We start from the raw sequence: 25,995 nt of genomic DNA, 5'->3' as shown, positions 1-25,995 counted from the left end.
CAAATATATTCTAGCACTTAGCGAGGATTTTTTTAATGCACCGCTGGAAGCTCTCCGGAACCATGGGCCTAGCCCATGGTTTTCATTTCCACAAAAAAAGGAAGTGCTCCAACAATCGGAACACTTCCTCCTAAATCAGTAGTCTCATCCTCGCCTCATTGATTGTTCAATCTTAATGATCTACGAACTTTTCAATACTGGTTATGCTTGTCTTTCAGGCAAGTCATGTAAGCTTTCGCTTCCAGTTGCTTAAATGAAATCTACTGTTTATAAATCTTAGAGTGGCTCAAGTTTTCATGGCTTAGAAATGCATCTAGGCCAAAAATTCCGAAACACCTAAGACTGTGCATTAACAGCTTAATTGAAAAGCTGTTAACCGGAAAATCTTTTTGAAGGATTTTCCTAAAAGAGTGGCATACTCTTTTTTCTTTCTTCGTGTTGCTTAGTATGTCTCTCTTTGTATAATTACAATAACATGTAAGCGCTGACAAGTCAAGTAGGAATTGACGCTTACAACAAAAAAACTTCAAAATTTTTCCGTCTGAAATGTCATTCCATAACTGCGGATCAGTCTATCATCAGACTCATCATCACACCATCGACAAATTCCCCATCAATCAGCATGGCACGCGGCATCACGGCTTCTTGCTGATAACCCATCTTTTCATAGAGATGGATGGCCCGTTCATTTCCGCCGTGGACCGTCAGCTCCAAGCGGCGGATCACGCCGCTCTCGATAGCCCAGGTTTCGATTTCTTCCATCAGAACCGATCCGATCCCAAAGCCCCAATAGTCCTTCTCGACAGTGATACCGACTTCCCCAACGTGCCTAAGCTTCGGTTTGTCCGTTGCCCCGACTGATGCCAAGCCGATCAATTGCTTATTGTTTATCGTCGCAATCAACATCACGTTATTGTCCTTCTCCATCAGATCTTCCAGATACAATTCCTCGAAGGCTTCTGACAATTCTAATCCTTCAGCCCCGTATGCCAAAAAAGGTGTTTCGGCTCCAGTTTTTTTGCTGAAGGCGATGATATCCTTTGCATCAGCTGGGATGGCTTCTCGGATCATGATTTCGACTTTTTCTCTTTTGCGCATGCTAGTGCCCTTCTTTCATGAGTATTCCCTTTAATGTTTCGACCAAAGCCTCGTAACGTTCACCGGTCGGGAGAAAAGTAATTTCCCGGTTTTCAAAAAATTCCCCTTTAGGCACCAATCGGATCGTCAAATATGCATCCGGCAATTCATCTTCGATGAACTTTGCCCACTCGATGACCGAAATGCCCCTTCCATATAGATATTCCTCAAAACCCAGATCATCGCCCCCGCCATCTTCCAAACGATAGACATCCATGTGGTACAACGGCAATCTGCCTTTAGTGTATTCTCTGATCAAAGTGTACGTTGGGCTCTTTATGACTGTATCAATGCCCAGCCCCTTCGCCAGACCTTTTGTAAAGGTGGTTTTGCCGGCACCTAGATTTCCCTCAAGCAGGATGACATCTTTCGCATCCAACAGTTGCGCCAGTTGGGCTGCAATCGCCATCGTCTCTTCTTCACTGTTCGCTATTAAGGTGAACATTCTGAATCTTCTCCCATCTTCACCAATTTATTTTATTCCATTCCTTATTATAGGAATATCCACTCCGGAATGCACCTATTTTCTGCATAAAGCCTGCTTTGATCCGCAATGCCATTGTATCAACAGTATTGCGGATTAAAGCAGGCTGCGATTCGCGATCAGAATTCAGAAGAAATGCTCAGTCAGGTCGCTAAACTGTCGAACAGGTGAGGTACATCCGACAATTTGATTCCCGACTCAGCCGAGATTATCGAATGTCGAGATACTTTCAACAATTTGACATCTTGTCGTACCGAAATGATCGAATAGCTGCAGAACATCCACCGATTTGGCTTTGCAATCAAAAAAAAGCGGGAATGCATCATGCATCCTCGCTTTTTTACATTAGAAAAATTGCTTAAGTTAATGATCTTGATTGGATTCAGGATTTCCTCTTCTGATTAATCAAGCAGTGTTTGGTTTGCGGTGATGATGGCTGTTTTGTAGACATCTTCTTCGTTACATCCGCGCGACAAATCGGAAATCGGTTTGTTCAGACCTTGCAGGATTGGGCCCACCGCTTCGAATCCGCCAAATCTTTGTGCGATCTTGTAGCCGATGTTACCTGATTGGATTTCAGGGAAAATGAACACTTTGGCTTGACCAGCTACACTTGAACCAGGAGCTTTTTGTTTAGCGACCACTTCAGAAAATGCAGCATCGAATTGCAATTCGCCATCGAAATTGTATTGTGGAGCCAATTCTTTTGCGATTTTGGTAGCTTCAACGACTTTGTCGACTTCTGGTGATGATGCTGAGCCTTTTGTAGAGAAGCTCAACAATGCAATATTAGGTTGGATTTCGAACATTTCAGCTGTTTTAGCACTTTCAACCGCGATTTCAGCCAATTCTTGGGCTGCAGGATTGATATTGATTGCACAGTCAGCAAAAAGGAATCTTTCGGTACCACGCAGCATGATGAAAGCACCACTTGTGCGGCTTACGCCTGGTTTTGTCTTGATGATTTGGAGTGCAGGACGGACAGTATCCCCTGTAGAGTGAACAGCACCACTCACTAGACCATCAGCTAAACCCATGTGAACCATCATTGTTCCGAAATAATTTTCATCCAACAATAGTTTTCTTGCTTGCTCTTCAGTGACTTTACCGTTACGGCGAGCGACGAAAGAGGCGACCATTTCATCGATTTCAGCGTATTCAGCTGGGTCAATGATCTGGATGCCGTTCAGTCTGAATCCGCGGCCTTTTGCAGCTTCTTTGACTGCATCCACATTTCCGATAACGATTGGTTCCACTAAGTCTTCCGCTTTAAGACGTACGACTGCGCCTAAGATTCTTGGTTCTAAGCCTTCCGGGAAAACGATTTTAATTTTTTTTCCTACGATTTTTTGGCTTAAGCCTTCAAACATGTCCAAAAAAAATCCCTCCAGATTCGATTTATAATACTCAACTATCATACAGCAAACGAAAAAAAAAAAACAGTCATTTCTCGAAATTACTGTTACAATTTCATCATTTCTCATGAAACTGTCATATCTCCTTCAAATTTTTACGGGACTTTTCTTTTGCAATCCTTTTCATTGTTGTTTATACTATGTTTTAACACATGCAGGTAGCATAACCAAAGGGGACCTCAATCATGCCGATTTATGAATATTCAGCAACTAATACAGATCAGTCATCTGTATCATTGGAACAGTACAAAGGAAAAGTCATCTGCATCGTCAACACCGCTTCGAAGTGCGGTCTCGTGGGGCAATTGGATGAACTGGAGGAACTGTACGAAAAGTACAAAGACAAGGGTTTCATCATTCTGGGATTTCCATCGAACCAGTTCAATAATCAAGAACCATTGAACGGCACTGAAGCCGCCGAATTCTGCCGGCTCAATTATGGTGTCACTTTTCCGATTTTCGACAAGATCGAAGTGAATGGCGAAAATGCCGATCCGCTCTATAAATATCTGGTCGAACAAACTGGAGGGGGCGCCATCAAGTGGAATTTCACAAAATTTCTGATTGGCCGTGACGGCGAAATCATCAAACGTTTCGCCCCAATCACCACCCCAAAGAAAATGACCAAACTAATCGAAAGCGCCTTGGAGCAGCCAACAAATAATGAATAGAAAAAAGACATATCCACTGAAATTCAGTGGATATGTCTTTTTTGTATACTAGGAAAGCATAAAAATTTTCGAATTGAAAAGCCCGTCACCATAGGTGTTTCACAGATTCGCAACAGGTTTCATGCCATCAAATTTGATGGTCAGCTTCACGGGTAAGCCCTTCGGAAAAGGAAAAAGGAACCTCTTGTCTCTGCGAGCCAAGACATACTGTTCGACTTGTCATGGTTCTTGTCATTTATGATGACTTAGAAACATGATACAACTGACTGGCACGGTCACGTTGATTCCTCTTCAGCATTCCTTATTTGTTCGCATTCATTTTTCTGTATAGAATTCCTGCAATAGTCTGCTCATCTCTTGGTATCGCGGGAACATCGCTGCATAGACAGATTTGTTGTCCTCATTCGGCTGGTGTTCGATTGAAGCCCCCATCATTTCCTCGGCGTCATCCACAGATTCGACCAAACCTAAACTCTTCAGTGTGATCAATGCAGCTCCCGTGCAAGAACTTTCGAATGTTTCCGGGAATTCAATCGGCATGCCGATGATATCCGTCAAGATTTGGCGCCACATCTGCGAGCGCGAAAATCCTCCGCTTGCGATGATTTTTTTCGGTTCGCCATTCATCGTGCTGACGGCCGCAAGCACATCCTTCAGATTCAGACAAATGCCTTCCAAAACGGAACGCAAAAAATGCTCTTTCGTATGCAGCATGTTGATGCCGCTAAAATTCCCTCGGGCATCCGCGTTCCACAAAGGGGCTCTTTCTCCGTTCAGATACGGATGGAAAACTAATCCATCCGCTCCCGGTGCGACGTTTGCAATCATCTCCATCGCTTTGTCGTAAAGCTCTTCGTCGGCAATATTAGCAGGCATAAATTGTTTGATGGCCCAATCAAAGATGTTTCCGCCATTGTTGACGGCGCCCCCGTTGACATAATGGTTTTCATCCAGAATGTAACTGAACGTGCGTCCTTCCGGGCTCACATGAGGTTTATCGCTCGTCATCCGGACAGCTCCGCTCGTACCGATTGTGATTGTCGCAGTACCTGCCCGAATCGCTCCCATGCCCAAGTTGGCTAAACAGCCATCATTGCCACCAACAATAAACGGGGTATCTGCAGCTAGTCCCAGCAACTCCCCCACTTCCTCCGAAAGTCCGCTCAGTTGGTGTCCAGGACTTACCGGCAATGGCAGCATTTGGCTCGTAATGCCGCAAAATTCCATAATTTCCTGATCCCAACGGAATTCCCTGATATTGAATAAACCGGTAGCCGAAGCTACGGAATAGTCCACAACGAATTCACCGAACAGGCGCCAAAGAATGTATTCCTTGATACCGATGAACCAGCGTGCTGCCTGGAATACCTCGGGTTTCTCCGCCTTCAGCCAGAGCATCTTGCTCAGTGGCGACATCGGGTGCAAGGGCGTTCCGGTTTTTTCATAAAAACGCTTGCCCACTTCGGAATGCTTCAGCATGCTCGCGTATTTTTTCGACCGGTTATCTGCCCACGTGATGCTCCTCGTCAATGGCATTAGTTCCGCATCCATGAGGATCAGACTGTGCATAGCGCTCGAAAAACCGATCCCGGCAATATCCGTCGGGCCCACTTCCGCTTTCTCTATGACTGCTTTAATCGTTTTTAATACGGCAGAAAAGATCTCATCCAAATCTTGTTCCGCCATTTCGGGATTCTCTTTGATCAGTGGATAGTGCGCGTACGCTGATTCATAAGCAGAGCCATCCGTTTCGTACAAGACGGCTTTCGTGCTTGTGGTACCGACATCCACTCCCATGACATATCGTGCTGCCAAATAAATAACCACCAATCCAAAAAAATTTAACTTATTTTCCACGACCTTCATCATTATAGCAAAATTCCACAAGCATTGGTGCAAATTTTTTGATAATGTTTTTTTTCCTGCGCCCATCATTTACATTTCTTTAACGTAATCTTTTCTGGAAATCCATTGCCGTCTGCTATACTGGTGACATCTACGCACAAGGAGGATTGACTATGGACTACTACGACCAACACATGCATACGCATTTTTCGCCCGATTCTGCGGAATCATTTGAGAATTATCTCGAGCAAACAGCCGGTCTGATCGTCACAACCGAGCACCTTGATTTTCATGATGCCTATAACGGCGGCGTGGACACGATCTTGGATTATGCCGCTTACTCCAACAAAATAGATGCTTTGAACGCGAGCCATGATGGACGGATCCGCCGGGGCATCGAAGTCGGCTACACACCAGAATCCCATGAGCAGATCCTGTCCTATCTCAGTGGCAAAGCCTTCGATGTGATTTTGTTGAGCGTCCATCAAAATGGGGTTTATGACTACCTGCAGCCGATCATTGACGACATGGATCCCAAAGCTGTCATGCAGGAATATTTCGAGCTGTGCACAGAAGCTGTCCGGCGAGTGGATGGCGCGAATGTTTTCGCACATTTTGATTACGGGATCCGCCGTCTGCCGGTCACGGTCTCCGATCTGCAGGAGTTCGAGCCCGTGCTGAAAGAACTTTTGGATGCCGTTTTAGCGAAAGAAATGGCGCTTGAATTGAACACGCGCAGCATGTATGAATACAACAACGTAGACTTATACCGCTATATGATCGGCCTTTACCTGGGCATGGGCGGAACCCGCTTCAGCCTTGGCTCGGATGCGCACAGCATCAAAAAGTACTGTTACCACTTCGATGACGCAATCGCATTGTTGCGTGAGTCGGGCGTGACCGAATTGACGCTTTTCAAAGACCGATCACCTTATACCGAAAAAATCTGATTCGGTTTTAGTGCGAATAATTAGCTGGAGGAAATCTATGACTTATTCTAAAGAAATCTACAAGGAAATCTGTCTTGTGTTTGCCCGTTTGGGTCTCTTCGCCTTCGGAGGCCCAGCTGCGCACATCGCCATGATGGAGGACGAATTGGTGACGAAGCGCAACTGGCTCTCAAAAAGTGACTTCATGGACCTGCTCGGCTTCACGAATCTGATTCCCGGCCCGAACTCAACGGAGTTGGCTATCGCTTTGGGATACAAGCGCGGCGGAAAAATCGGGCTGTTTCTGGCGGGAATCTGCTTCATTTTCCCTGCCATGGCGATTGTCCTGCTGCTGGCCATGTTCTATAAAGAATATGGCCAAGTGCCGCTCATTGAGGCGATCTTCACCGGCATAAAGCCGGTCATTCTGGCTGTCATCGTCCAGGCCCTTTTCCGTTTGGGTCAGACGACAATCAAAAACACCCAGTCGTTGCTGTTGTTCTTGGCGGCCTACCTGTTGTCGCTGATGGGTGTCGGCGAAATCACGATTCTCATTCTGGCAGGATTGACAATGTTGCTGACACAACAATTATCTAAATGGCGCTCTCGTCATCTGGCAATCGAACCAATGTCGTTGATGCTGCTGTTCCTGACTTTTTTGAAGATTGGGTCGGTCTTGTACGGGAGCGGCTACGTGCTGTTGGCTTTTCTGCAGGCGGAATTCATCGATCGTTATGCCGCTTTGACCACCACCCAGTTGCTGGATGCCGTCGCAATCGGCCAGTTCACCCCCGGACCTGTTTTCACGACGGCGACTTTTGTGGGGTATCTGATCCAGGGCGTGCCGGGTGCCCTCTTGGCGACTGTCGGCATCTTTTTACCGTCCTTTCTGCTGATTCTGCTGTTGCATCCGCTGTTCAACAAGCTGCGTTCATCCAGAATATTTGGCGATATCTTGGATGGAATCACGGTTGCTTCACTGGCTTTGATGGCATCCGTTTCCTGGCAATTGGGGACGGCTACCTTCGTTTCATGGGTCAGTGTCGTCCTCTTCGCAGTCAGTTTCATAGGACTCATCAAATTCAAGGTGAACTCCTCCTATCTGATCATCATGGGCGGCTTCATCGGGTGGCTCCTGACTATTTTTTAAGCTGCGGTAACTATAAGAACATATCTGTCATCCCGGCGAGCTGGAACTGCAATTGGGGTCTGACGGTAACAGTAACTTCTAGAATTATCAAATAGCTGGCCCTTATTCGATAATTTTTCATTTAGTCGGATTCAAATTCTCGAATGCTTGCTGGCATTCGACGATTTCGTGCCAACCTCGAACCGGATTGTCGAATAATCAGTCTTTATTCGACAATTCCAATGTCAGGCTGATATTAGTACCATCCTATATAAAAGAAAAGACCCTCTTCCCTGCATAAGAGCAGTGGAGAGGGTCTTTTTTAATACTCCAGCACGTTCCGTTTTTCTACCTTCAGGAAGACTTGCTCGCCCTTATCCAGCAGATTGAAGGTACGATAGAGATGATCCGCACGCAATTGTACGCCTTGCTCCGTTTCGATCACATAGGACAATATATTCCCGCTGATCGTCTCATCGACCACTTTCCCTTTGAAATACAGATAGTCATCGGTTTCAAGCTGCGGCTCCTTGAAGTACTCGATTGCCTCCGGACGAATAGCTACTTGGTCTACCTGTTTTTTTTGCCCGGTCAATTTTTCAAAATCCGAGCGTGCCAACAGATTGTAGTTGCCGATGAACGAAGCCACGAAATGTGTTTCTGGATGGGTATATATTTCGGTCGGTGTGCCAGACTGCTCGATTTTTCCGGAAGCCATGACATGGATGACATCTGACATCAGCATCGCTTCATCCTGATCATGGGTGACAAAAATCGTTGTGATATGCAGAGCCTTCTGAATACGGCGAATCTGTTTTTGAAGATTTTTCCGCAATAATGCATCAATAGCAGACAGTGGTTCATCCAACAACAACACTTTCGGCTCCGTCACGATGGCGCGTGCCAAGGCTACGCGCTGTTTTTGACCGCCGGATAGTTGCGCCGGATAATGGTTCTCTTTGCCGGATAGTTCCACGAGTTCGATGATACGGGCAACTTTTTCTTTGATCACACGCTGGTTCATTTTCTGCATCTTCAATCCGAATGCGATGTTTTCCGCTACATTCATGTTGGGGAACAACGAGTATTGTTGAAAAACCATCCCGATATTCCGTTTTCCCGGCGGCAGATCCGTCACATCCTGACCGTTGATGTGAATGCTGCCACCATCAATCGCTTCAAAACCGGCCAACGAACGCAGCAAGGTTGATTTTCCGCAACCGGACGGCCCCAGCAAAGTTACCAATTCGCCTTCATTCACCTGCAGATCGAGATTCTTTAACACTAAATTTTCACCGTCATATGATTTTCTGATATTCTTGAATTCTATGTACGCCATTATATCTCCTCTATCATCAAACAAAAAAATGAAGCTGTCACTCCATTTTAGTGTTTGTTTTTGCTTTTTTATTGTCTTTCGATCCCAGATAACCCGCCAAATTCGTCAAAATCAGCATGATGCCAAAGATGACCACAGAAATTGCACTTGCCGCGTGACCTGAAACGCTTCTGGTTTTATCCAGGAAAATGCTGGTTGTTTCATAGTAACTGCCCGCAATGATGTTAACCAGCACGAAATCGCTGAACAGAATGCCTATCGAAAGCAGAATTGTCGCAACCAAACCCTTCAGTATGCTGGGTACGATGATCCGGAAATAGGCATACAGCTTACTGGCACTCAGCGTTTCCGCAGCCTCCAGAATCGGCATGATTTCCAGTGTGGTCAACGCATTTTTGATGCCTTGGTACATATAGGGCAGGATGACGATTCCGTATGCACAGCTCAACAAAAAAATACGGTTCGAAAGAAAGGTATTGGAAGAGGCATAGAGCGAAATGATCGAAACCGCGAGAATGACCCCTTGGATGCCATAGGGGATTTTCGACAACAAATCCAGATATTTATCCCACTTCGGATAATGGATCTGCACGACATACATCGCCGCCAAAAGCAGCATCAACAGAACAAGCGTCGGAATGATTGCGATAAGCAAAGACCTGCCTATCGCGCCTGCCATCCCGCCTGAACCCGCAAAAATACCGCTGTAGAATTCAAAAGTGAATCCTTCCGGGATGATATTGCTCAGATCCCTGAACAAAGAATTCAACAACGTCACAAATAGCGGCAACAGCAAAATCACGGAAAGGAGCACGATTATGAATGAAGAGAAGGGATTGCTTCGTTTCTTCATTTTTTACACACCCTTTCTGAATTTCTTTAACAGGCTGTTGCTGATGACTGTCATCGTGCTCATCAGTACGAGCATCACAATCGACAAAGCACTTCCAAGTTCCACCTGTTGGACGACATCACCCGTGAACATGGAGGAGATCCGGATCGGCAACAACGCATAATTATTTCCCAGCAGGGCATAGGGTGTTGCATAGGCCGCCAACGCATTTGAAAAGAGAACTGAAAAAGTTCCGAAAATGCTGGGCAACACCAATGGGAGACCAATTTTTGACCAGAATTGCCAAGCCGTCGCATTCATCAGGCTTGCCGCTTCCTTGTATTCGGTCTTGATACCATCAAACGAGGGATAAAGCAACAAGGTAGCCAATGGAATCTGGAAGTAGATGAAAGTGATGAGGATCCCTGATGTAGTATACAAATCGTAGTTGTTCAATCCGGTCAAGTTCCATTGTTCAGCCAGTGTCGTCAGTATCCCTGAATTCCCCAGCAGCAAGATGAATGCAAAAGCCAACACGATGCCTTGAAAGTTCGAGGTCATATTCAAGGTCGTGATAAAGAACTTTTTCATTCTGTCACTCGCAGAATGGATGGCGTATGCGCCCAAGAGCGCGATCGCAATTCCGATGAATGCGGACAACAGGGAAACAAACAGGCTGTTCTTGATCGACATCAGGTAATAGTCACTCGTAAAAATGGTCGCAAAATTGGCAAACGTAATGCCACCTGTACCGGCTTCCAAGAAGCTGTTGACGAGGATGTTAGTCAACGGCATCAATTCGAACAAGAGGATCAGCAACGCGAACGGCAAGAGCAACATGAGGTGCTTGCGTTTTTCACTCTGGTGCATCGCTTGAACCCCTTTCCATAAGGATTCCCTGAATCAACTGCATGCGACCCCCAGCCGGAACACCCAATAAATTACATAATAAGGGGGCCATTTCCAGCTGAGGCACAGCGGCGCCTTCTTTGCGGAAGTCCTGGATGATCACTTTATCCGAAAACAAATACAGCGGCACGAGCCGATCTTCGTCCAACATGCCATTATGTGTATGAAAATCATTCATGCCATGATCGGAAGTGACCACAATCTGGTAACCTTCGTTCATCCATCTCCAGATGTACTGGGAAAGTTCGGCATCCACGCGGACGGCCGCTTGCACATATTCTTTGCTGTTTGCGCCGAACTTGTGGCCGGCATCATCGATATTCATCGAATGAATCAGCGTATAATCTGTCGCCTTTTTGCGGATCAAGTAATCGCCGTCTGCAATCAGATGGCTGTCAGGGTAATGATCTTCATGATAGAAAATGCCATGCTCGATGAGGGAGTCCGTATCCAACTGGATCCTGTCCTCCATCATTTGAAAGGGCGCCCGGTTATACAGCTCGCTCACCCAGAAGTAAGCGGCCGCTCCCGTCTTGAGTCCGTTTTCCTTTGCGATTTCGAAAACGCTCTGTTCTTTTGAACGACAGACTGTGCGATTCGAGGTGATGCCATTTTCGGCAGCTGGAACCCCCGTCTGTAAAACTTCATATAGAGGCCTTGATTGTGCAGGCATTTCTGATTTGACGGTATAAGCCGCCATGATTCCTTTTTCGACCAAATGCTCCAAGAAGCCCATATGGTTATGGGCTGTCTTGGCATTCAATCCGTCCAACACTACAAAAATCACTTTATTCACTGTAATCAACCTCGATTATTTTACTTTCGTCAAGACTTCTTCTTGCCATCTCTGGCCAAGGCCGGCTGCAGCTTCTTCCCACTCATCGAAGTCAGAAACCGGTTGCGCCTTGACATACTGTTCTGCCGGAAGCAAAATGTCCTGCACTTCTTGCGGCAGTTCGACATTATCACGGATAGGACGTGCATAGCCTTTTGCCAAATTGATCTGGCCTTCATCAGAAAGGATATATTCGCGGGCCAATGCTGCGGCATGCGGGTTAGGCGCCGTTGAATTGATGACTGTTGCATATCCGCTTTGGATTGTTCCATCCTGCGGAATGGTCACTTCAAAACTGGCATTCGGATTCGTTTCTGCAATTTGATTCGCATAATTCAGTGCGTTGAAGTCCCAGAACAAGCCGACTTCGATTTCCCCTGACTCCAAACGGGCTAATGAGGTATCGCCCAGATCCAATCTGCCTTGTTCAGCCAGTTGTGCGAAGAAAGCAATGCCAGGATCCAGATTGGTTTCATCTCCGCCGTTTGCGATGGCTGCAGCCAATACTGCATTTTGTGCTTGTGTAGCAGCATTTACGTCACCGATCGTAACTTTATAATCGCCTGCCAAGATATCTTCAAAGCTGGTCGGGACATCTGTTACTTTTTCCGAATTGGTGATGAAGGACAGTGTTCCGTAATAACCAACGATCCAATCCCCATCATCATCCTTAGCCCACTCCGGAATATCATCCCAGTAGGATGTCTTGTAGGCCAGAGTCAATCCGTCTTCTTCGGCAACAGGTCCGAACGATTGACCGACATCGCCGATATCCTTCGTCGGATTGTTCTGTTCTGCTTTGAATAAAGCCAATTCTTCAGCTGAACTCATATCGGTATCTGCATGCGTCAAGCCATATGCCGTTTCGAGTTCCTCCCAAGTCTCACCCCAGTTAGCCCACGTATCCGGCATCCCCACTGATTCCACATGCCCTTCTTCTTTGGCCTGCGTCTCGATTTCACTCAATGTCAAAGCGTTCAGATCGACTTCTGCCTCAGTAGTGGTCGCCGCCTCTGTTCCGCACGCACTCAAAACAAGCATGCTGCTTAAAGCCAGGCCCGCAAACAATCTTTTGTTGGACAATTTCATTTTATTCTCTCCTTATTTGTGAATGCTGATCCATTCGTTTTCATTACGTATTTGACTACAAATAAATACTAACAGACGGATGTAAATAACCTTTGGATTCTCTGTAAGCATTTTGTAAACAATGATGAGACCCTGTTGTTGCAACATTGTTTACGAATTTCCTTATCATGGTAAGGATGGATAACGTAAAGTTATCCATCCTTTTGCCTGGCGGTCCGCACAAAAAAGCAAGAAGAGCTGCGATTCAATCCGCAGCTCTTCTTGCTTTTCTTATTTTAGTCGATCCACTTGACATAATCTTCGTCTTCCATCGCTTCGACAGCTCCCAATAAGTAGCCGTTGCCGACTTGCGAGAAGAAATCATGGTTGCTGGTTCCGGTCGAGATACCGTTCATGACGATTGGATTCACATCATCTGCCGTGTCCGGGAACAACGGATCGAAGCCCAGATTTTGCAAGGCTTTGTTGGCGTTGTAGCGGATGAACACTTTGACGCGCTCTGTCCAGCCCAGCTCATCGTAGATGTATTGCGTGTATTTCACTTCGTTGTTGTACAGCTCATACGTCAGCATATAGACCCAGTTTTTCACTTCTTCCTGTTCCGTTTCGGACAGTTGGTTGTAGGCGATCTGGAATTTGTAGCCGATGTAGGTGCCGTGGACCGATTCATCACGCAGGATCAGCTTGATGATCTCCGCCACATTCGGCAATTTGTTGTTGCCGAGATACCAAAGCGGTGCATAGAATCCCGAATAGAACAGGAACGATTCCAGCAGCACGCTGGCGGCTTTCTTTTCCAGCTGATTCCCGTTCTTATAGATATCGTTGATGATGCTGGCTTTTTTCTGGATGAACTCATTGCTGTTGGTCCAGTTGAAGATGTCCTCAATTTCAGCTTTCGTGTTCAGTGTGCTGAAGATCGAAGAGTAGCTTTTCGCGTGGACCGATTCCATGAATTGAATGTTGTTCAGGACCGCTTCCTCGTGTTGCGTGCGCATATCTTCCTTCATTGCGGCGATGCCGTCCTGCGATTGGAGCGTGTCCAGCAGCGTCAAGCCGCCGAACACCTTCCCCAGCATATCCTGTTCGGCTTTGCTGAGGGTACGCCAGTCGTCCAAATCATTAGACAATGGAATACGTGTATCCAGCCAAAATTGTTCCGTCAATTTTTCCCATGTCAACTTGTCCAACATGTCTTCGATGCTGTTCCAGTTGATTGCTATATAAGGCTTGTTTGCCATTTTTTCATTCCTCCGTTGGACTTCCCGATTCGTGCGTGACAGTTTATCAAATACAGTCGCGCTGCAGCATCAGATTGTGCATGATTCGCAGGCGTTCGCTCCGATTTCGTCGTTGTTTTCTGTAAAGGTGCGCACATAGTAAATGGATTTCGCGCCTTTCTTCCATGCATAATTGCGCAGGATGTTCAGATCGCGTGTCGTCATTTTATTGGTGCGCCCTTCTTTCCATTCGTACATGCCTTCCGGCAATTCGGAGCGCATGAACAACGTCAGGCTCATGCCTTGGTCAATGTGCTTTTGGGCAGCGACATAAATATCGATGACACGGCGCATATCGATATCATAAGCCGAACGATAATAAGGCATCGTTTCGTTGGAAAGCTGCGGAGCCGGATAGTAAGTCTTGCCGGTTTTCTTCTCTTGGCGTTCTTCAATCAATCGCGTGATCGGGTGCAGACTTGCACTCGTTTCATTGACGTAACTGATCGAGCCGGTCGGTGCGATCGCCAAACGGTTCTGGTGATACAAGCCGGATTCATGGATTGCTTGCTTCAACTGCAACCAATCTTCCTTCGTAGGGACTTTGATGCCTTCAAAGATTTGTTTAACTTTTTCGGATTGGAAAACGACATCAGTATCAGTATAGGCATCAAAATATTCACCCGTATAATATTTGGACTTCTCGAAATTGACGAATGATTGGCCGCGCTCCTTGGCGATTTTGTTGCTGGCTGCCAAAGTGTAATAGTTCAAAAGCATAAAGTAGATGTCTGTGAATTCTATCGATTCCGGCGAGCCGTAATGCATCTGGTTGGTTGCGAACATCGTATGCAAGCCCATGCCGCCTAAGCCAATCGTGTGCGCTTGATCGTTCCCGTTCTTGACTGTCGGGACCGCGTCGATGCTCGAATGATCGGTTACGTATGTCAAAGCGCGGACCATCGTTTCGACCGACTTGCCGAAATCAGGCGATTGCATCAGGTTCGGGATGTTCGTTGAACCCAAGTTGCAGCTGATGTCTGTTCCCAGCACTTCATACTCCTGCTTGTCATTCAACAAGGAAGGTTGCTGCACCTGCAGAATTTCCGAGCAAAGATTGCTCATGACGATCGTTCCGTCCACCGGATTGGTGCGGTTGGCCGTATCGATGTTGATGATGTACGGATAGCCGGATTCCTGTTGCAGTTTGCTGATCTCGTTCTCAAGGTCACGGGCGCGGATCTTCGATTTGGAGATTTCCGGATTGTTGACCAAATTTTCGTATTCCGCGGTGATGTCGACATATGAGAATGGTTTCCCGTAGATCCGCTCCACATCATATGGGCTGAACAGATACATCTGATCGTCCTTTGCCGCCAGTTCGTAGAATTTATCCGGAATGACCAGGCCCAAGGAAAGTGTCTTCACGCGGATTTTTTCATCGGCGTTCTCTTTTTTGGTGGAAAGGAAAGCCACGATGTCGGGATGGAACACGCTCAAGTAGACCGCACCAGCCCCGTTTCGCTGGCCCAATTGGTTGGAATAGCTGAAACTATCCTCAAGAAGCTTCATGATCGGCACAACACCACTCGATGCATTCTCGATTTTTTTGATCGGATCGCCCGCCGCCCGGACGTTCGACAAGTTCACACCCACGCCACCGCCGATGCGGGACAACTGCAGGGCGCTGTTGATTGTACGGCCGATGCTGTTCATATCGTCGGTCGTTTGGATCAGGAAACATGATACCAATTCACCACGGCGTTTTCTGCCGGCATTCAAAAAAGTCGGAGTAGCCGGTTGGTAGCGCTGATGAATCATCTCTTCAGCCAAGTCGACAGCCAACTGCTGGTCCCCGTCAGCCAAAAAGAGGGCATTAAAGACAATCCGGTCTTCATAGCGCTCCAAATAACGTTTGCCGTCGTTCGTCTTCAGCGCGTACTGGGTATAGAACTTGTAGGCCGCCATGAACGATTTGAAACGGAATTTTTTGTTGTACGTGTCCTGCATCAACTTTTTGATGAAATCGAGCGGGTATTTCTCCAGGAATTCCTTTTCGATGTAATCGTGTTCGATCAAGTAATTCAATTTCTCATCCAAAGTATAGAAGAAAACCGTGTTCGGATTCACATGCTCCAGGAAATATGCCCGTACAGCTTCCTTATCCTTATGTAAAGGAATTGCATTATTGATCGGACGATTGATTTCATTGTTTAATTTATAATAGGTTACATCTTCTGTTTTGGTTACTAATTTTGGACTATCCAAGTTCCGTCACCTTCTCTTTCAAAATCTGAATGTCTTTCTCGTTGCCTTGAAACTCAAATAAGTGCAGCAGCGGAACGCCATAGTCGCGCGCCAAGTCTTTTGCGGTAAAACCGAAAAGCTTGCCGAAATTCAGGTTCCCGCCGCCTGCCACGCCTTTGAAGTAGGAGCGGTTCTGATCCGTCTCAATGAAATCGACCAGAATATCCGTTACCTCTTTATCGTAGGTCGGGGTCACGATGATGAACGGCTCCTCAAGCGTCCGGAAGGCATTTTCAGCCGTCAGTTCGATGGTTTCAAGGCCCAGTTTATTTACAAACTTCCTTGTTTGGCCGGTCAATGACATAAACACTATCTTCATTTCGCATCATCCTTTTCCCAACTGTTCTTCATCCATTATACGTTTGCACGGATGGAATTACAACAAAAAACACAACATATAGTGCGGTTTCCTAAAAACCACACAGCATATTGTGTACTTGTTTTTATTTTCACTATATTTATCCAAGCATCCCGGAAATGCGGATGATCTGTTCCGGCTGCATTTGAGATTTTCATTCTAACATAATTTTCCGGAAGCACCTCCTGATACGCTCCGGAAATCACAAACTTGAATAGAATTTTTTTGCAAGCCGTTCCAACACTTCCGGATCATCCATGAAAAAGCCATGGCTTCCACCGGGCACGATGTATTTCCGCGATCCGGGAATCAGGCGGTGCATCGCCTCCGTTTGGTCGTCGCGGATCAGATCGAATTCTCCAGCCATAAGCAAAGTTGGCGCTTGAATACTGCGCAACGCTTCAGCCGAAAGATCCAATTCTTCCAGCATAAGATTGTGGATGCAGAGACGATGGATTTTTTCCGGATCAGAATCCGGCAATCCAAGTAGCTCCTCATAGCGTTCCAGCGTTTCCTCGTTGCAAGCGTCAGTCAGCCCATCCGCTTCGTAATTGGCCCCCATCGCAACCAAAGAAGCGATCCGATCCGGATGATGAGCCGCCAAATACAAGCCCAGATTACCTCCATCACTGAACCCGAGCACATGGATTGTCTGAATTCGCTCCTTATCGAGTAAGGCCAGAATATCCGTTGCAATCTGCTTGAACGTCAGTCTCTCTACTCCCAGATCTGATTTGCCGTGACCTCGCGTATCGAGCGCAATGACCCTGAAGTGTTTCGTGAAAAAGGGAAACTGCTGCGCAAATATGTCCGAACTCTCACCGTTTCCGTGCAATAGAAGCAACGCATCTCCTTTACCGCCGACTTGATAATAAAGAGTCCCTTTATCTGTCTTCAATGTCTTTCCTTTCACGGGCAACGCCCCTTTCTTCTATATTTAGTCCGGGAGGCGCCAATCGATCGGCTCGACGCCGAACGATTTGAGCGCCTCGTTCGTCTTGGAAAATGGTTTCGAACCGAAGAAGCCCCTGTAGGATGACAATGGGCTAGGATGCGGCGACGTAATCACCACATGTTTCGTCGTGTCGATGAACACTTTTTTGGCTATCGATGCGTTCCCCCAAAGGATGAAGACGACTGGTTCTGCCCGTTCGTTCAAAGCTCGGATGACGGCATCAGTCAACAGCTCCCAACCTTTGCCGCGATGAGAATTGGCTTCTCCGCCACGTACAGTCAGGACCGTGTTTAACAGGAAAACGCCTTGCTTCGCCCAGGCTGTCAAATCGCCCTGTCTCGCTGGCGCTATCCCCAGATCGTCCTGCAGTTCCTTATAGATGTTGACCAAGGAAGGCGGCAGTTTGACCCCTTTTTGTACGGAAAAACTTAATCCATGCGCTTGATCCGGGCCGTGATAAGGATCTTGTCCGAGTATGACCACTTTGACCTTGTTGTAAGGGGTCAGTTCGAAGGCTTCCCAGATATGCTGCATTCCGGGATATACCGTCTCGTTCAGATATTCTTGCTTCAGGAAGACCCGTAACTGTTGATAATACGGTGCTTCAAACTCCTTTTCCAGCTTTTCTTGCCACTCGTTATGGATAATTTCTTTCATATTCACCACACCACTATCTGTCTTATTTTCATTTCCGTATGCGACTATCTTACCATAATCGACAGCTTCATTTCAGCCCTTCCATCTTCCAGACAATTGATTTGAGCGCTCCTGAACTTATTTTTATCGAAAATGAAAAAGCATGGTAGAATATAAGTGTGAATATACTGCAATTACCTAACAGGAGGATGAATGTATGATTGAACTGATCGTCTCGGATATGGACGGCACCTTATTGAATGATAAGATGGAAGTCTCCGCATCAAACGTGAGCGCCATCAATGAAGCAAAAAGATTGGGCATCAAATTTATGGTCGCAACCGGCAGAGGATACACCGAAGCTGTTCCGGCCTTAAAGGAAGTCGGCATCGATTGCCCCATGATCACACTCAACGGCGGACAAGTATTTGACGAAGATGGCCAGCTGGTCGAAAATCTGGGAATCGATAAAACAACCACACGCCATATTTTGGAGGATGTCAAGAAGTACGGTCTCTATTGCGAAATTATGACATCCAAAGGCATTTTCTCGGACAACAAGGTACGCAGGATCGAGGCGACCACTTCACTGCTTCATGAGACAAACCCTGACACAACCTTCAAGATGGCGCTTGTGCTGGCGGTCGCTCGTTTGGAGCTTATGCACGTAAACTATGTCGACAATTTCAAGGAGGTTCTGGATGACAAGAGCCAACAAGTCCTCAAGATTCTGGTCTTCAGCGACACAGGACAAAGCGAACTGGAACCGATCCGCACCAAACTGGCCGAAGACAGTCGCGTGGTCGTGACCTCCTCCTTCAGAAATAACATCGAAATCAACCATGTAGAAGCCCAGAAAGGGATCGCTTTGGCAAAATTTGCCAAAAAAAGAGGGATTCCGTTGGAGAATGTCATGGCAATCGGTGATAACTTCAATGATGTTTCGATGCTGAAAGTTGCAGGAGCCAGCTTCGCAGTGGCTAACGCCGAAGATGGGGTGAAAGAATATGCGAAGTACCTTACTTCCAAAAATTCGGAGAACGGCGTTGCCGAAGCCATCATGCGCTGCATCAACGAAAATTTGTGATTCCTCATCCCTAGCCCGGTAGTTACACTTTCCTTCCTTTCCTCCGTCTTTAAGGATGTAGGAAAGGAGGGAAAATGAATGGATGCGAACGTGGATGTGCTGGCGTATATGGAACTGATCAGCAATACCGGATTTCCGATTGTGATCGCAATGTACCTGCTGCACCGGATGGAAAAAAAACTCGATGCACTGGTCGGCGCGATCGAAGAGCTGAGCCGGGCCTTTAAATGATCACACCTTTCCTCGCCGGAACTAGCCAAAGCCCTGATATGACAGCTTTTATGCCATCATATCAGGGCTTTTTGCTGTTTTTTCCTGAACAGCCCAAACAAATTCGGAGTAGTTGACGTCTATTTGTCAACGTCTTTATTACGCACGGATTACATGTCATATTTACTGACATCTACGCGTCACTAAAGGATTGAGGTTTCTCTGAATTTTAAATATAATCTCGATGTGGTATTATATGAGTATTAAAGCAGAGGCTTCATCGTAATCTCATGGTTATATCAGAAGGAATGCTGTTTATAGGGAGGAAAAAAATATGTTAAGTAAGAAACTGCGACTAAAGTTGCCGATGCTCTTCATGGCCTTGGGCTTTTTTATTTTTGGCTCAGCCCAGCACGAAGTAGCGGAAGCAACAGAAACACAAAAGTTTGTCATCGCAACAGACACCACTTTTGCACCGTTTGAATTCCAGGATGCAAACGGCGAATTTGTCGGCATCGACATGGAGCTCATCCAAGCGATTGCGGATGACCAAGGATTTGAAGTGGAGATTCGTCCTTTGGGCTTCAACGCGGCTCTGCAGGCTTTGGAAACAAAGCAAGTTGACGGTGTCATCGCCGGCATGAGCATCACCGATGAACGCAAACAGACTTTCGACTTTTCGGAACCGTATTTTGAAAGTGGCGTCGTTATGGCGGTTGCGGCCGACAGCGACATCTCAAGCTACGAAGATCTGGAAGGCGAAAATGTTGCCGTCAAAACCGGTACGGAAGGCGCCACTTTTGCCGAATCGATCAAAGATGAATATGGCTTCACTACAACCGTTTTTGAAGATTCCGCCAATATGTATCAGGATGTCCTGTCGGGCAATTCCGTTGCGGCATTCGAAGATTATCCGGTTATGGCCTACGCCATCGAGGATCAAGGTTTGGCTCTTAAATTGGCTACTGACAAAGAAGCCGGCAGTTCGTACGGTTTTGCAGTGGCTAAAGACACAAATCCGGAACTGTTGGCAATGTTCAATGCAGGTTTGGCCAATCTGAAAGCGGATGGCACTTACCAAGCAATCCAGGAAAAATACCTCGGTGTTGCCGCAGATACAAGCCTGGATGTTCCGGCACAGAACGGAAAAACTTATATCATCGCAACCGACACAACTTTCGCCCCATTCGAATTCCAGGATGCTAACGGCAACTATGTCGGGATCGACATGGATCTGATCCGCGAAATCGCTAAAAACCAAGGTTTCGGAATCGAAATCCGCCCATTGGGATTCAATGCTGCACTGCAAGCATTGGAAGCCAAACAAGTGGATGCCGTCATCGCCGGTATGAGCATCACCGACGAACGCAAACAGACATTTGATTTTTCGGAACCTTATTTCGAGAGCGGCGTTGTCATGGCGGTTGCCGCTGACAGCGATATCGACAGTTACGAGGACTTGGAAGGCCTGACTGTGGCAGTGAAAACCGGTACAGAAGGCGCCACTTTTGCAGAGTCCATCAAAGACGAGTACGGCTTCACTTTAGCGACATTCGATGATTCAGCCAATATGTACCAGGACGTTATCGCCGGCAATTCCGTTGCGGCATTTGAAGATTATCCGGTCATGGCTTACGCAATCGAAGGCCAAGGTATTGCTTTGAAACTGGCTACCGAAAAAGAAGCCGGAGGTTCTTATGGAATCGCAGTCGCAAAAGACACGAATCCGGAATTGCTGAATATGATCAATACGGGATTGGCTAACTTGCAATCCAATGGTGCTTATGAACAAATCGTCAATAAATATCTCGGTTCCGACATCGAAGCAAGCAATACTTCTTTCTTCGGGCTGATCCAAGAAAACTGGAAGACTCTTATGTCAGGTTTGGGCAGAACAATCTTGATTACTTTTGCATCAATCGTGATCGCATTGGCCTTGGGTATCGTAATCGGCTTGTTCAGCGTATCCCCTAACAAAGCGTTGAACTGGATCGCAACCATCTACGTAGACATCATGCGTGGTGTCCCACTGATTGTCTTGGCGTTTTTCGTATACTTCTCGATTCCGCAATTGATGGGGCTCCGGATGAGTTCGACGGTTGCAGGGATTATCACACTTAGTTTAAATGCGGCGGCTTATTTGGCCGAAATCTTCCGCGGCGGTATCAAAGCGGTTGATGTCGGACAGATGGAAGCAGGACGCAGCTTAGGTCTGACTTATCAAACAACAATGAACAAAATCATTTTGCCGCAAGCAATACGCATCATGATTCCATCATTCATCAACCAATTCGTCATCACTTTGAAAGACACTTCCATCTTATCCATCATCGGGCTTGTCGAGTTGACACAGACCGGTAAAATCATCATCGCCAGAACCTATGCTTCCGGCAATATGTGGTTGATCATCGGCTTGATGTACATTATCGTCATCACGATCCTTACGAAGATTTCCAAAAACCTTGAGGGGAGATTAAAGAATGGCTAACGCAAAAATAAATGTCACGAACCTGAAGAAAAGCTTCGGCAGCAACGAGGTTTTGAAAGGAATTGACCTTGAAATCGCTGAAGGTGAAGTGGTCTGCATCATCGGCCCTTCCGGTTCCGGTAAAAGTACGCTGCTGCGCTGTCTGAATAAACTTGAAGAAGTCACCGACGGGCATGTAGTGATCGACGGGCAAGACATCACCGAAAAAACGACGGACATCAATAAAGTACGCGAAGAAATCGGGATGGTTTTCCAGCACTTCAACCTTTTCCCGCACCTGTCGGTAATGGACAACATCACCTTGGCACCTGTCGAACTGAAACGGGAAAACAAAGAATCCGCAAAAGCAAAAGCAGTTGAATTGTTGGAAACGGTCGGCCTGTCCGAAAAAGCTGATGCCTTTCCGAGCTCCCTATCCGGCGGTCAAAAGCAGCGTGTCGCGATCGCACGCGCTTTGGCAATGAATCCGGAAATCATGCTTTTCGATGAACCAACATCCGCGCTTGACCCGGAAATGGTCGGCGACGTTCTCGAAGTCATGAAAAAATTGGCAAAACAAGGGATGACCATGGTTGTCGTAACGCATGAGATGGGCTTTGCAAGGGAAGTCGGACATCGCGTCATCTTCATGGATGGCGGGTACATCGTCGAAGAAGGCACGCCTGATGAAGTCTTCGGAAATCCCCAAAATCCTCGTACGCAGGATTTCCTGAACAAAGTATTGTAACAGCATCACGTTTTGGCTGCCTCGGAGGAGGCAGCCTATTTTTTTAGGATTCACGGCCGCGGTTCAATCTGACTAACGGAAAAGCTGGCTCCCAGAAAAAGCGGAAACGTTTGGGTGCCCTTGATCTCCGGTGAGCCTCTGCTTCGCTGGAGATGCGTAAGAACTAGGGTTACTACCTCCGGCGAAGACCGGCTCACCGGAGGAGCGAATGATCGTAGCCTCCGAACTCCGGAGAACCCCCGCTTCACCGGAGTTCGTAAAGCCGCTAATGAGCCGTGCAACAAAAAAATAGCGAGCAACGGATCAGCATCCGTCGCTCGCTATTTTTATTTTCTGTTTATTGCAGAATAGTAATTGTCAAAGTTTGTCTGCCGAAAGCAAGTGCAGCGTTCAGGTCTTCCATGTGTAAGTCGATTTTGTTCCCGATGATCGCTCCCCCGGTGTCTCCGGCGATTGCGATGCCGTAACCCGGTACGCTTACCAGACTCCCTAATGGAATCACGGAAGGGTCCACCGCGATGACCATCGGATTGATCGACAGGTCGATGCCAGTGGCGGTAAAGTTGGACAAGCCTGCTTCGTGGCGCGAATAGGCTGTTGCCGATACGACCAAGCTCTTGCTCTGCACAGCAGGTGTTTCTGTCACAGTAGGAGCGGTCACGACAGGTGCGGTTTCAACCGCAGCAACCGAACTGTCGGTGATTTGGCTTACGGGTGCTTGTGTGGATGATGAGCCCACACTCTCTTGCACGGGCGCCGACGTTGCGGACGATGAGGATTCCGCTACTGCAATGGCACTGGTCGATTCCGCAATTCGCTGTTCTTCCGCTACTTTTGCAGCAGTTTCCATTGCTTCGGCATCAGCTTTGGCTTGAGCCTCTTCCGCAGCCAAACGGGCTGCTTCATCCGCATACTCCGCTTTCACCTGCGAAAGAACGATTTGATTGTCGGACAAAACGCCCTTCAGAACATTCAATTCGGCAGCCAACGCAGCGGATTCTGATTTGAGACGGCTTTCAGCAGCCTTGACTGCTTGGATTTCCTCAGCCAACTGCTCCTCTAATGCAATCAGTTTCTCCTCTTCCGAGATGGCAGATTCAATTTGTTCATTGTCAGCCGCCTGCAACTGGCTGACTACATACGCCCTATTGATGAAATCGGCAAAATTTTCGGAATCCAACAACATCAAAATTTGGTTCGTCGTTGCACCAGAAGTCTGCAAGGCAACGAGCCGTGTTTTCAGTTGTTCCTTCCGCGAAGCGATCACTTCTTTTTGCGCTTCGATGGCTGCTCTAGTCTCGATTTGGCTCTCTTCCGTAGAAGTAATTTGCGCCTTCAGGTCATCTATCCCCATTTGCTTTAGGTTGATCGATGCCAATGTTTCGCCGATAGTCACCTCTACAGAGGCAATTTGAGCTTCCGTCTTTTGTTCTTCTTGGGTTAAAGTATCTAAGGTGGAACCTTGAACTTGTGTAATGGAAAGGGTCAGACTTGCTGCCAAGCCGGCCAACATCAGTTTCCCTATACGCTTTTTATGATTCAAAATCTCACGCCTCTCTTTTCTCGTTGGAAAATGCTCCTTTATTATATCGAAAATCACTTGATGGATGGTTGCATTACTTTTACTGTTTCGTATCAAATGATTCGATCAAGTCATATTCCACCTTCCGAAAGACCATTTTGTAACTTATCCGTAACATAAGATTCTCCACTGTAATATAAATTCGGTTCAGATAGCTTAATTCTGCAACATAAAAAGATAATTTTATGACAAATCTGCTGAATTCCAGTAAAATGTAAAGTGAGGAATCTTGGAAGATTCGGGGTTCAGAAGGAGACACGCATGTTATTAGAGAGAATAGGTTTAATCGACATCGGATCCAATACTATCCGTCTGGTCATCTTTGAAATCGATGAACACTTTACAATGTTTCAAGTCCAGAACATCAAGACCCCAGCTCGGTTGTTTCAATATTTGGACAAAAAGAAAAAGATGTCCCAAACAGGAATCGATGTACTCATCAAAGTCCTGAAAAGCTTCAAATCCGTTGCCGACCAGTATCAAGTCAGCATTCTGATGCCGGTAGCGACTGCCGCCATCCGGCAATCCACCAACCGCGAGGACATCATCGCGCAAGTGCGCAAAAAAACCGGAATCGAAATGATGCTGTTGCCGGAAGAAAAAGAAGCCTTTTACGGGAATTATGCCGTTCTGCATACAACCCAATTCCCTAGCGGCATCACGATCGACATCGGCGGCGGCAGCACGGAAGTCACCTACTATGAGAATAAAGAGCTCCAGCTTTACCACAGTTTCCCGTTTGGTGTCGTGACATTGAAGCAGATGTTCTTTGACGGCAAAGAACACAATGATCCGAAAGCAATCAAGAAAATGCAGGAATTTGTGAAGGAGCAATTCAAGTCAATCAAATGGCTCAGCAAAAAACAGGTGCCGATCGTAGCCATGGGCGGATCTGCCCGCAGCATCGCGAATGTTCACCAACGCCAAGTCAATTATCGCTTAGCGGGCGTGCACGGATACCGCATGTACAAAAACGACCTTCAGAAGACATTGGATTTGTTCCAATCATTGAGCATTCCGCAACTGCAGAACCTGGATGGACTGAGCCGGGACCGAACCGATCTGATTATACCGGCGAACGTGGTGTTCAATACGCTCTTCGATGAAGTGAAGGCCCCTGTGTTCTTGTTCAGCAACAAAGGCTTGCGTGAAGGCATCGTGATGGAATATCTGAACAACAAATACGAAAACAGAGCCTTCAACGTTTTCAATATCGCGGCCCAATCGGTCAGCAGAATTGCCGCCAGCTACCATACTTTGGCGCATGTTGCGCAGCAAAGGGTGAAGTTGGTCGATATGCTTTATGAGGAATTGTGCCGGTTGGGGATTTTTGACAAGAATCCGGAAATGGAGAAACTCCTGCATTTCGGAAGCTACCTCTATTACCTTGGCCAATTCGTCGAAACAGGCGCCAGTTCACAGCATACTTTTTACATCATCTCAAACAGCGACTTGGATGGCATCAGCCACAAAGAACGGGTCAGCATTGCTTTGCTGGCCAGTTTCAAAAACCGATCGCTCGTAAACCAATACCTGACCGGCTATACAGAATGGTACACCGTGACTCAGATTGATCAACTGCAATCATTCGGCGGCATCATCAAGTTCGCCGACGCCATCAACGATTCCCACATGGCGGTCATCCAGGACATCAAAATCAATAAGACAAAAATTGGGCACGATCTGGTGCTCTATTATCAAGGGGACATTCTTGCCGAAGAGTATCGCGCCGAACGCCAACGTAAACACATCGAGCGTTTGCTGAACGGAAAACTTAACATTATCTTTACAGAAACTCAACACTGATATGC

Annotated in this window: 23 protein-coding genes; 8 read left to right on the top strand and 15 right to left on the bottom strand. The window is 46.8% G+C overall.

All coding sequences use genetic code 11. The annotated features are described in order from the left end of the window. Positions 1–567: 567 nt before the first annotated feature. From ACTCCX_RS02040 to pta, 3 genes are all read right to left on the bottom strand, one after another. A complete protein-coding gene (locus ACTCCX_RS02040; RefSeq protein WP_463274495.1) occupies positions 568–1,098 on the bottom strand; it encodes an N-acetyltransferase family protein in 531 nt (176 codons plus the stop codon). A 1-nt stretch (position 1,099) separates the two neighbouring features. Beyond that, complete coding sequence (tsaE, locus tag ACTCCX_RS02035; protein ID WP_463274494.1) at positions 1,100–1,582, bottom strand: tRNA (adenosine(37)-N6)-threonylcarbamoyltransferase complex ATPase subunit type 1 TsaE; 483 nt, start codon at positions 1,580–1,582, stop codon at positions 1,100–1,102. A 440-nt stretch (positions 1,583–2,022) separates the two neighbouring features. Further along, positions 2,023–2,997 carry a phosphate acetyltransferase gene (gene pta, locus ACTCCX_RS02030; protein ID WP_463274493.1) on the bottom strand — a complete coding sequence of 325 codons (975 nt, stop codon included), beginning with the start codon at positions 2,995–2,997 and terminating at the stop codon, positions 2,023–2,025. Positions 2,998–3,221: 224 nt separating this feature from the next. Here pta and ACTCCX_RS02025 point away from each other — a divergent pair, with 224 nt between their 5' ends. Beyond that, the gene (locus ACTCCX_RS02025; RefSeq protein ID WP_463274492.1) at positions 3,222–3,707 is read left to right on the top strand and encodes a glutathione peroxidase; all 486 of its coding nucleotides are present in this window, start codon (positions 3,222–3,224) and stop codon (positions 3,705–3,707) included. A gap of 315 nt (positions 3,708–4,022) precedes the next feature. Here the strand turns inward: ACTCCX_RS02025 and ACTCCX_RS02020 are convergent, their stop codons facing one another. After that, positions 4,023–5,564 (bottom strand): gluconokinase, encoded by a 1,542-nt coding sequence (locus ACTCCX_RS02020; RefSeq protein WP_463274491.1) that lies wholly within the window; start codon positions 5,562–5,564, stop codon positions 4,023–4,025. A 161-nt stretch (positions 5,565–5,725) separates the two neighbouring features. Between ACTCCX_RS02020 and ACTCCX_RS02015 the strand changes: the two genes are divergently transcribed. After that, entirely contained in the window at positions 5,726–6,502 is a 777-nt protein-coding gene (locus ACTCCX_RS02015; protein ID WP_463274490.1) for a histidinol-phosphatase HisJ family protein, read from the top strand. Between the two features lie 37 nt (positions 6,503–6,539). Next, a complete protein-coding gene (locus ACTCCX_RS02010) occupies positions 6,540–7,631 on the top strand; it encodes a chromate transporter (RefSeq protein ID WP_463274489.1) in 1,092 nt (363 codons plus the stop codon). A 301-nt stretch (positions 7,632–7,932) separates the two neighbouring features. On the opposite strand, the gene ACTCCX_RS02005 is transcribed toward ACTCCX_RS02010, so the two are convergent. The 10 genes from ACTCCX_RS02005 to ACTCCX_RS01960 all read right to left on the bottom strand — a co-directional run bounded on the left by ACTCCX_RS02005 (position 7,933) and on the right by ACTCCX_RS01960 (position 18,111). After that, positions 7,933–8,949, bottom strand: coding sequence for an ABC transporter ATP-binding protein (locus tag ACTCCX_RS02005; RefSeq protein WP_463274488.1), 1,017 nt, complete (start codon positions 8,947–8,949; stop codon positions 7,933–7,935). Positions 8,950–8,986: 37 nt separating this feature from the next. Continuing rightward, entirely contained in the window at positions 8,987–9,802 is an 816-nt protein-coding gene (locus ACTCCX_RS02000; protein ID WP_463274487.1) for an ABC transporter permease, read from the bottom strand. A 3-nt stretch (positions 9,803–9,805) separates the two neighbouring features. Continuing rightward, positions 9,806–10,651, bottom strand: coding sequence for an ABC transporter permease (locus ACTCCX_RS01995; RefSeq protein ID WP_463274486.1), 846 nt, complete (start codon positions 10,649–10,651; stop codon positions 9,806–9,808). Beyond that, complete coding sequence (locus tag ACTCCX_RS01990) at positions 10,638–11,486, bottom strand: alkaline phosphatase family protein (protein WP_463274485.1); 849 nt, start codon at positions 11,484–11,486, stop codon at positions 10,638–10,640. Before ACTCCX_RS01990 ends, ACTCCX_RS01995 begins: the two co-directional genes overlap by 14 nt. 15 nt (positions 11,487–11,501) lie before the next feature. After that, positions 11,502–12,614: an ABC transporter substrate-binding protein gene (locus ACTCCX_RS01985; RefSeq protein ID WP_463274484.1), complete on the bottom strand. Its 1,113-nt coding sequence runs from the start codon at positions 12,612–12,614 to the stop codon at positions 11,502–11,504. Positions 12,615–12,889: 275 nt separating this feature from the next. Continuing rightward, the gene (gene nrdF / locus ACTCCX_RS01980) at positions 12,890–13,855 is read right to left on the bottom strand and encodes a class 1b ribonucleoside-diphosphate reductase subunit beta (protein ID WP_463274483.1); all 966 of its coding nucleotides are present in this window, start codon (positions 13,853–13,855) and stop codon (positions 12,890–12,892) included. Positions 13,856–13,924: 69 nt separating this feature from the next. Next, positions 13,925–16,102, bottom strand: a complete 2,178-nt coding sequence (nrdE, locus tag ACTCCX_RS01975; RefSeq protein WP_463274482.1) for a class 1b ribonucleoside-diphosphate reductase subunit alpha — start codon at positions 16,100–16,102, stop codon at positions 13,925–13,927. Further along, entirely contained in the window at positions 16,095–16,460 is a 366-nt protein-coding gene (nrdI, locus tag ACTCCX_RS01970; protein WP_463274481.1) for a class Ib ribonucleoside-diphosphate reductase assembly flavoprotein NrdI, read from the bottom strand. Before nrdI ends, nrdE begins: the two co-directional genes overlap by 8 nt. A gap of 241 nt (positions 16,461–16,701) precedes the next feature. Further along, positions 16,702–17,412 (bottom strand): alpha/beta fold hydrolase, encoded by a 711-nt coding sequence (locus ACTCCX_RS01965; protein WP_463274480.1) that lies wholly within the window; start codon positions 17,410–17,412, stop codon positions 16,702–16,704. Between the two features lie 24 nt (positions 17,413–17,436). Further along, positions 17,437–18,111, bottom strand: a complete 675-nt coding sequence (locus ACTCCX_RS01960) for a uracil-DNA glycosylase (protein WP_463274479.1) — start codon at positions 18,109–18,111, stop codon at positions 17,437–17,439. Between the two features lie 196 nt (positions 18,112–18,307). Between ACTCCX_RS01960 and ACTCCX_RS01955 the strand changes: the two genes are divergently transcribed. From ACTCCX_RS01955 to ACTCCX_RS01940, 4 genes are all read left to right on the top strand, one after another. Further along, positions 18,308–19,177, top strand: coding sequence for a Cof-type HAD-IIB family hydrolase (locus ACTCCX_RS01955; protein ID WP_463274478.1), 870 nt, complete (start codon positions 18,308–18,310; stop codon positions 19,175–19,177). Positions 19,178–19,255: 78 nt separating this feature from the next. Beyond that, on the top strand, positions 19,256–19,408 hold the full coding sequence (locus tag ACTCCX_RS01950; protein WP_072763691.1) for a YvrJ family protein: 153 nt from the start codon (positions 19,256–19,258) through the stop codon (positions 19,406–19,408). A 313-nt stretch (positions 19,409–19,721) separates the two neighbouring features. Continuing rightward, positions 19,722–21,875, top strand: coding sequence for an amino acid ABC transporter substrate-binding protein/permease (locus ACTCCX_RS01945; RefSeq protein ID WP_463274477.1), 2,154 nt, complete (start codon positions 19,722–19,724; stop codon positions 21,873–21,875). Then, positions 21,868–22,602 carry an amino acid ABC transporter ATP-binding protein gene (locus tag ACTCCX_RS01940; protein WP_463274476.1) on the top strand — a complete coding sequence of 245 codons (735 nt, stop codon included), beginning with the start codon at positions 21,868–21,870 and terminating at the stop codon, positions 22,600–22,602. Before ACTCCX_RS01945 ends, ACTCCX_RS01940 begins: the two co-directional genes overlap by 8 nt. Positions 22,603–22,939: 337 nt before the next feature. On the opposite strand, the gene ACTCCX_RS01935 is transcribed toward ACTCCX_RS01940, so the two are convergent. Beyond that, positions 22,940–24,145, bottom strand: a complete 1,206-nt coding sequence (locus ACTCCX_RS01935; RefSeq protein WP_463274475.1) for a 3D domain-containing protein — start codon at positions 24,143–24,145, stop codon at positions 22,940–22,942. Between the two features lie 300 nt (positions 24,146–24,445). On the opposite strand from ACTCCX_RS01935, the gene ACTCCX_RS01930 reads away from it, so the two are divergent. Further along, positions 24,446–25,990, top strand: coding sequence for a Ppx/GppA phosphatase family protein (locus tag ACTCCX_RS01930; protein ID WP_463274474.1), 1,545 nt, complete (start codon positions 24,446–24,448; stop codon positions 25,988–25,990). Positions 25,991–25,995: the final 5 nt, after the last annotated feature.

It is taken from the genome of Trichococcus sp., assembly GCF_055118575.1.
Note: the sequence above shows the minus strand (reverse complement) of the source record. Positions and strands in the feature narration are given on the sequence as shown.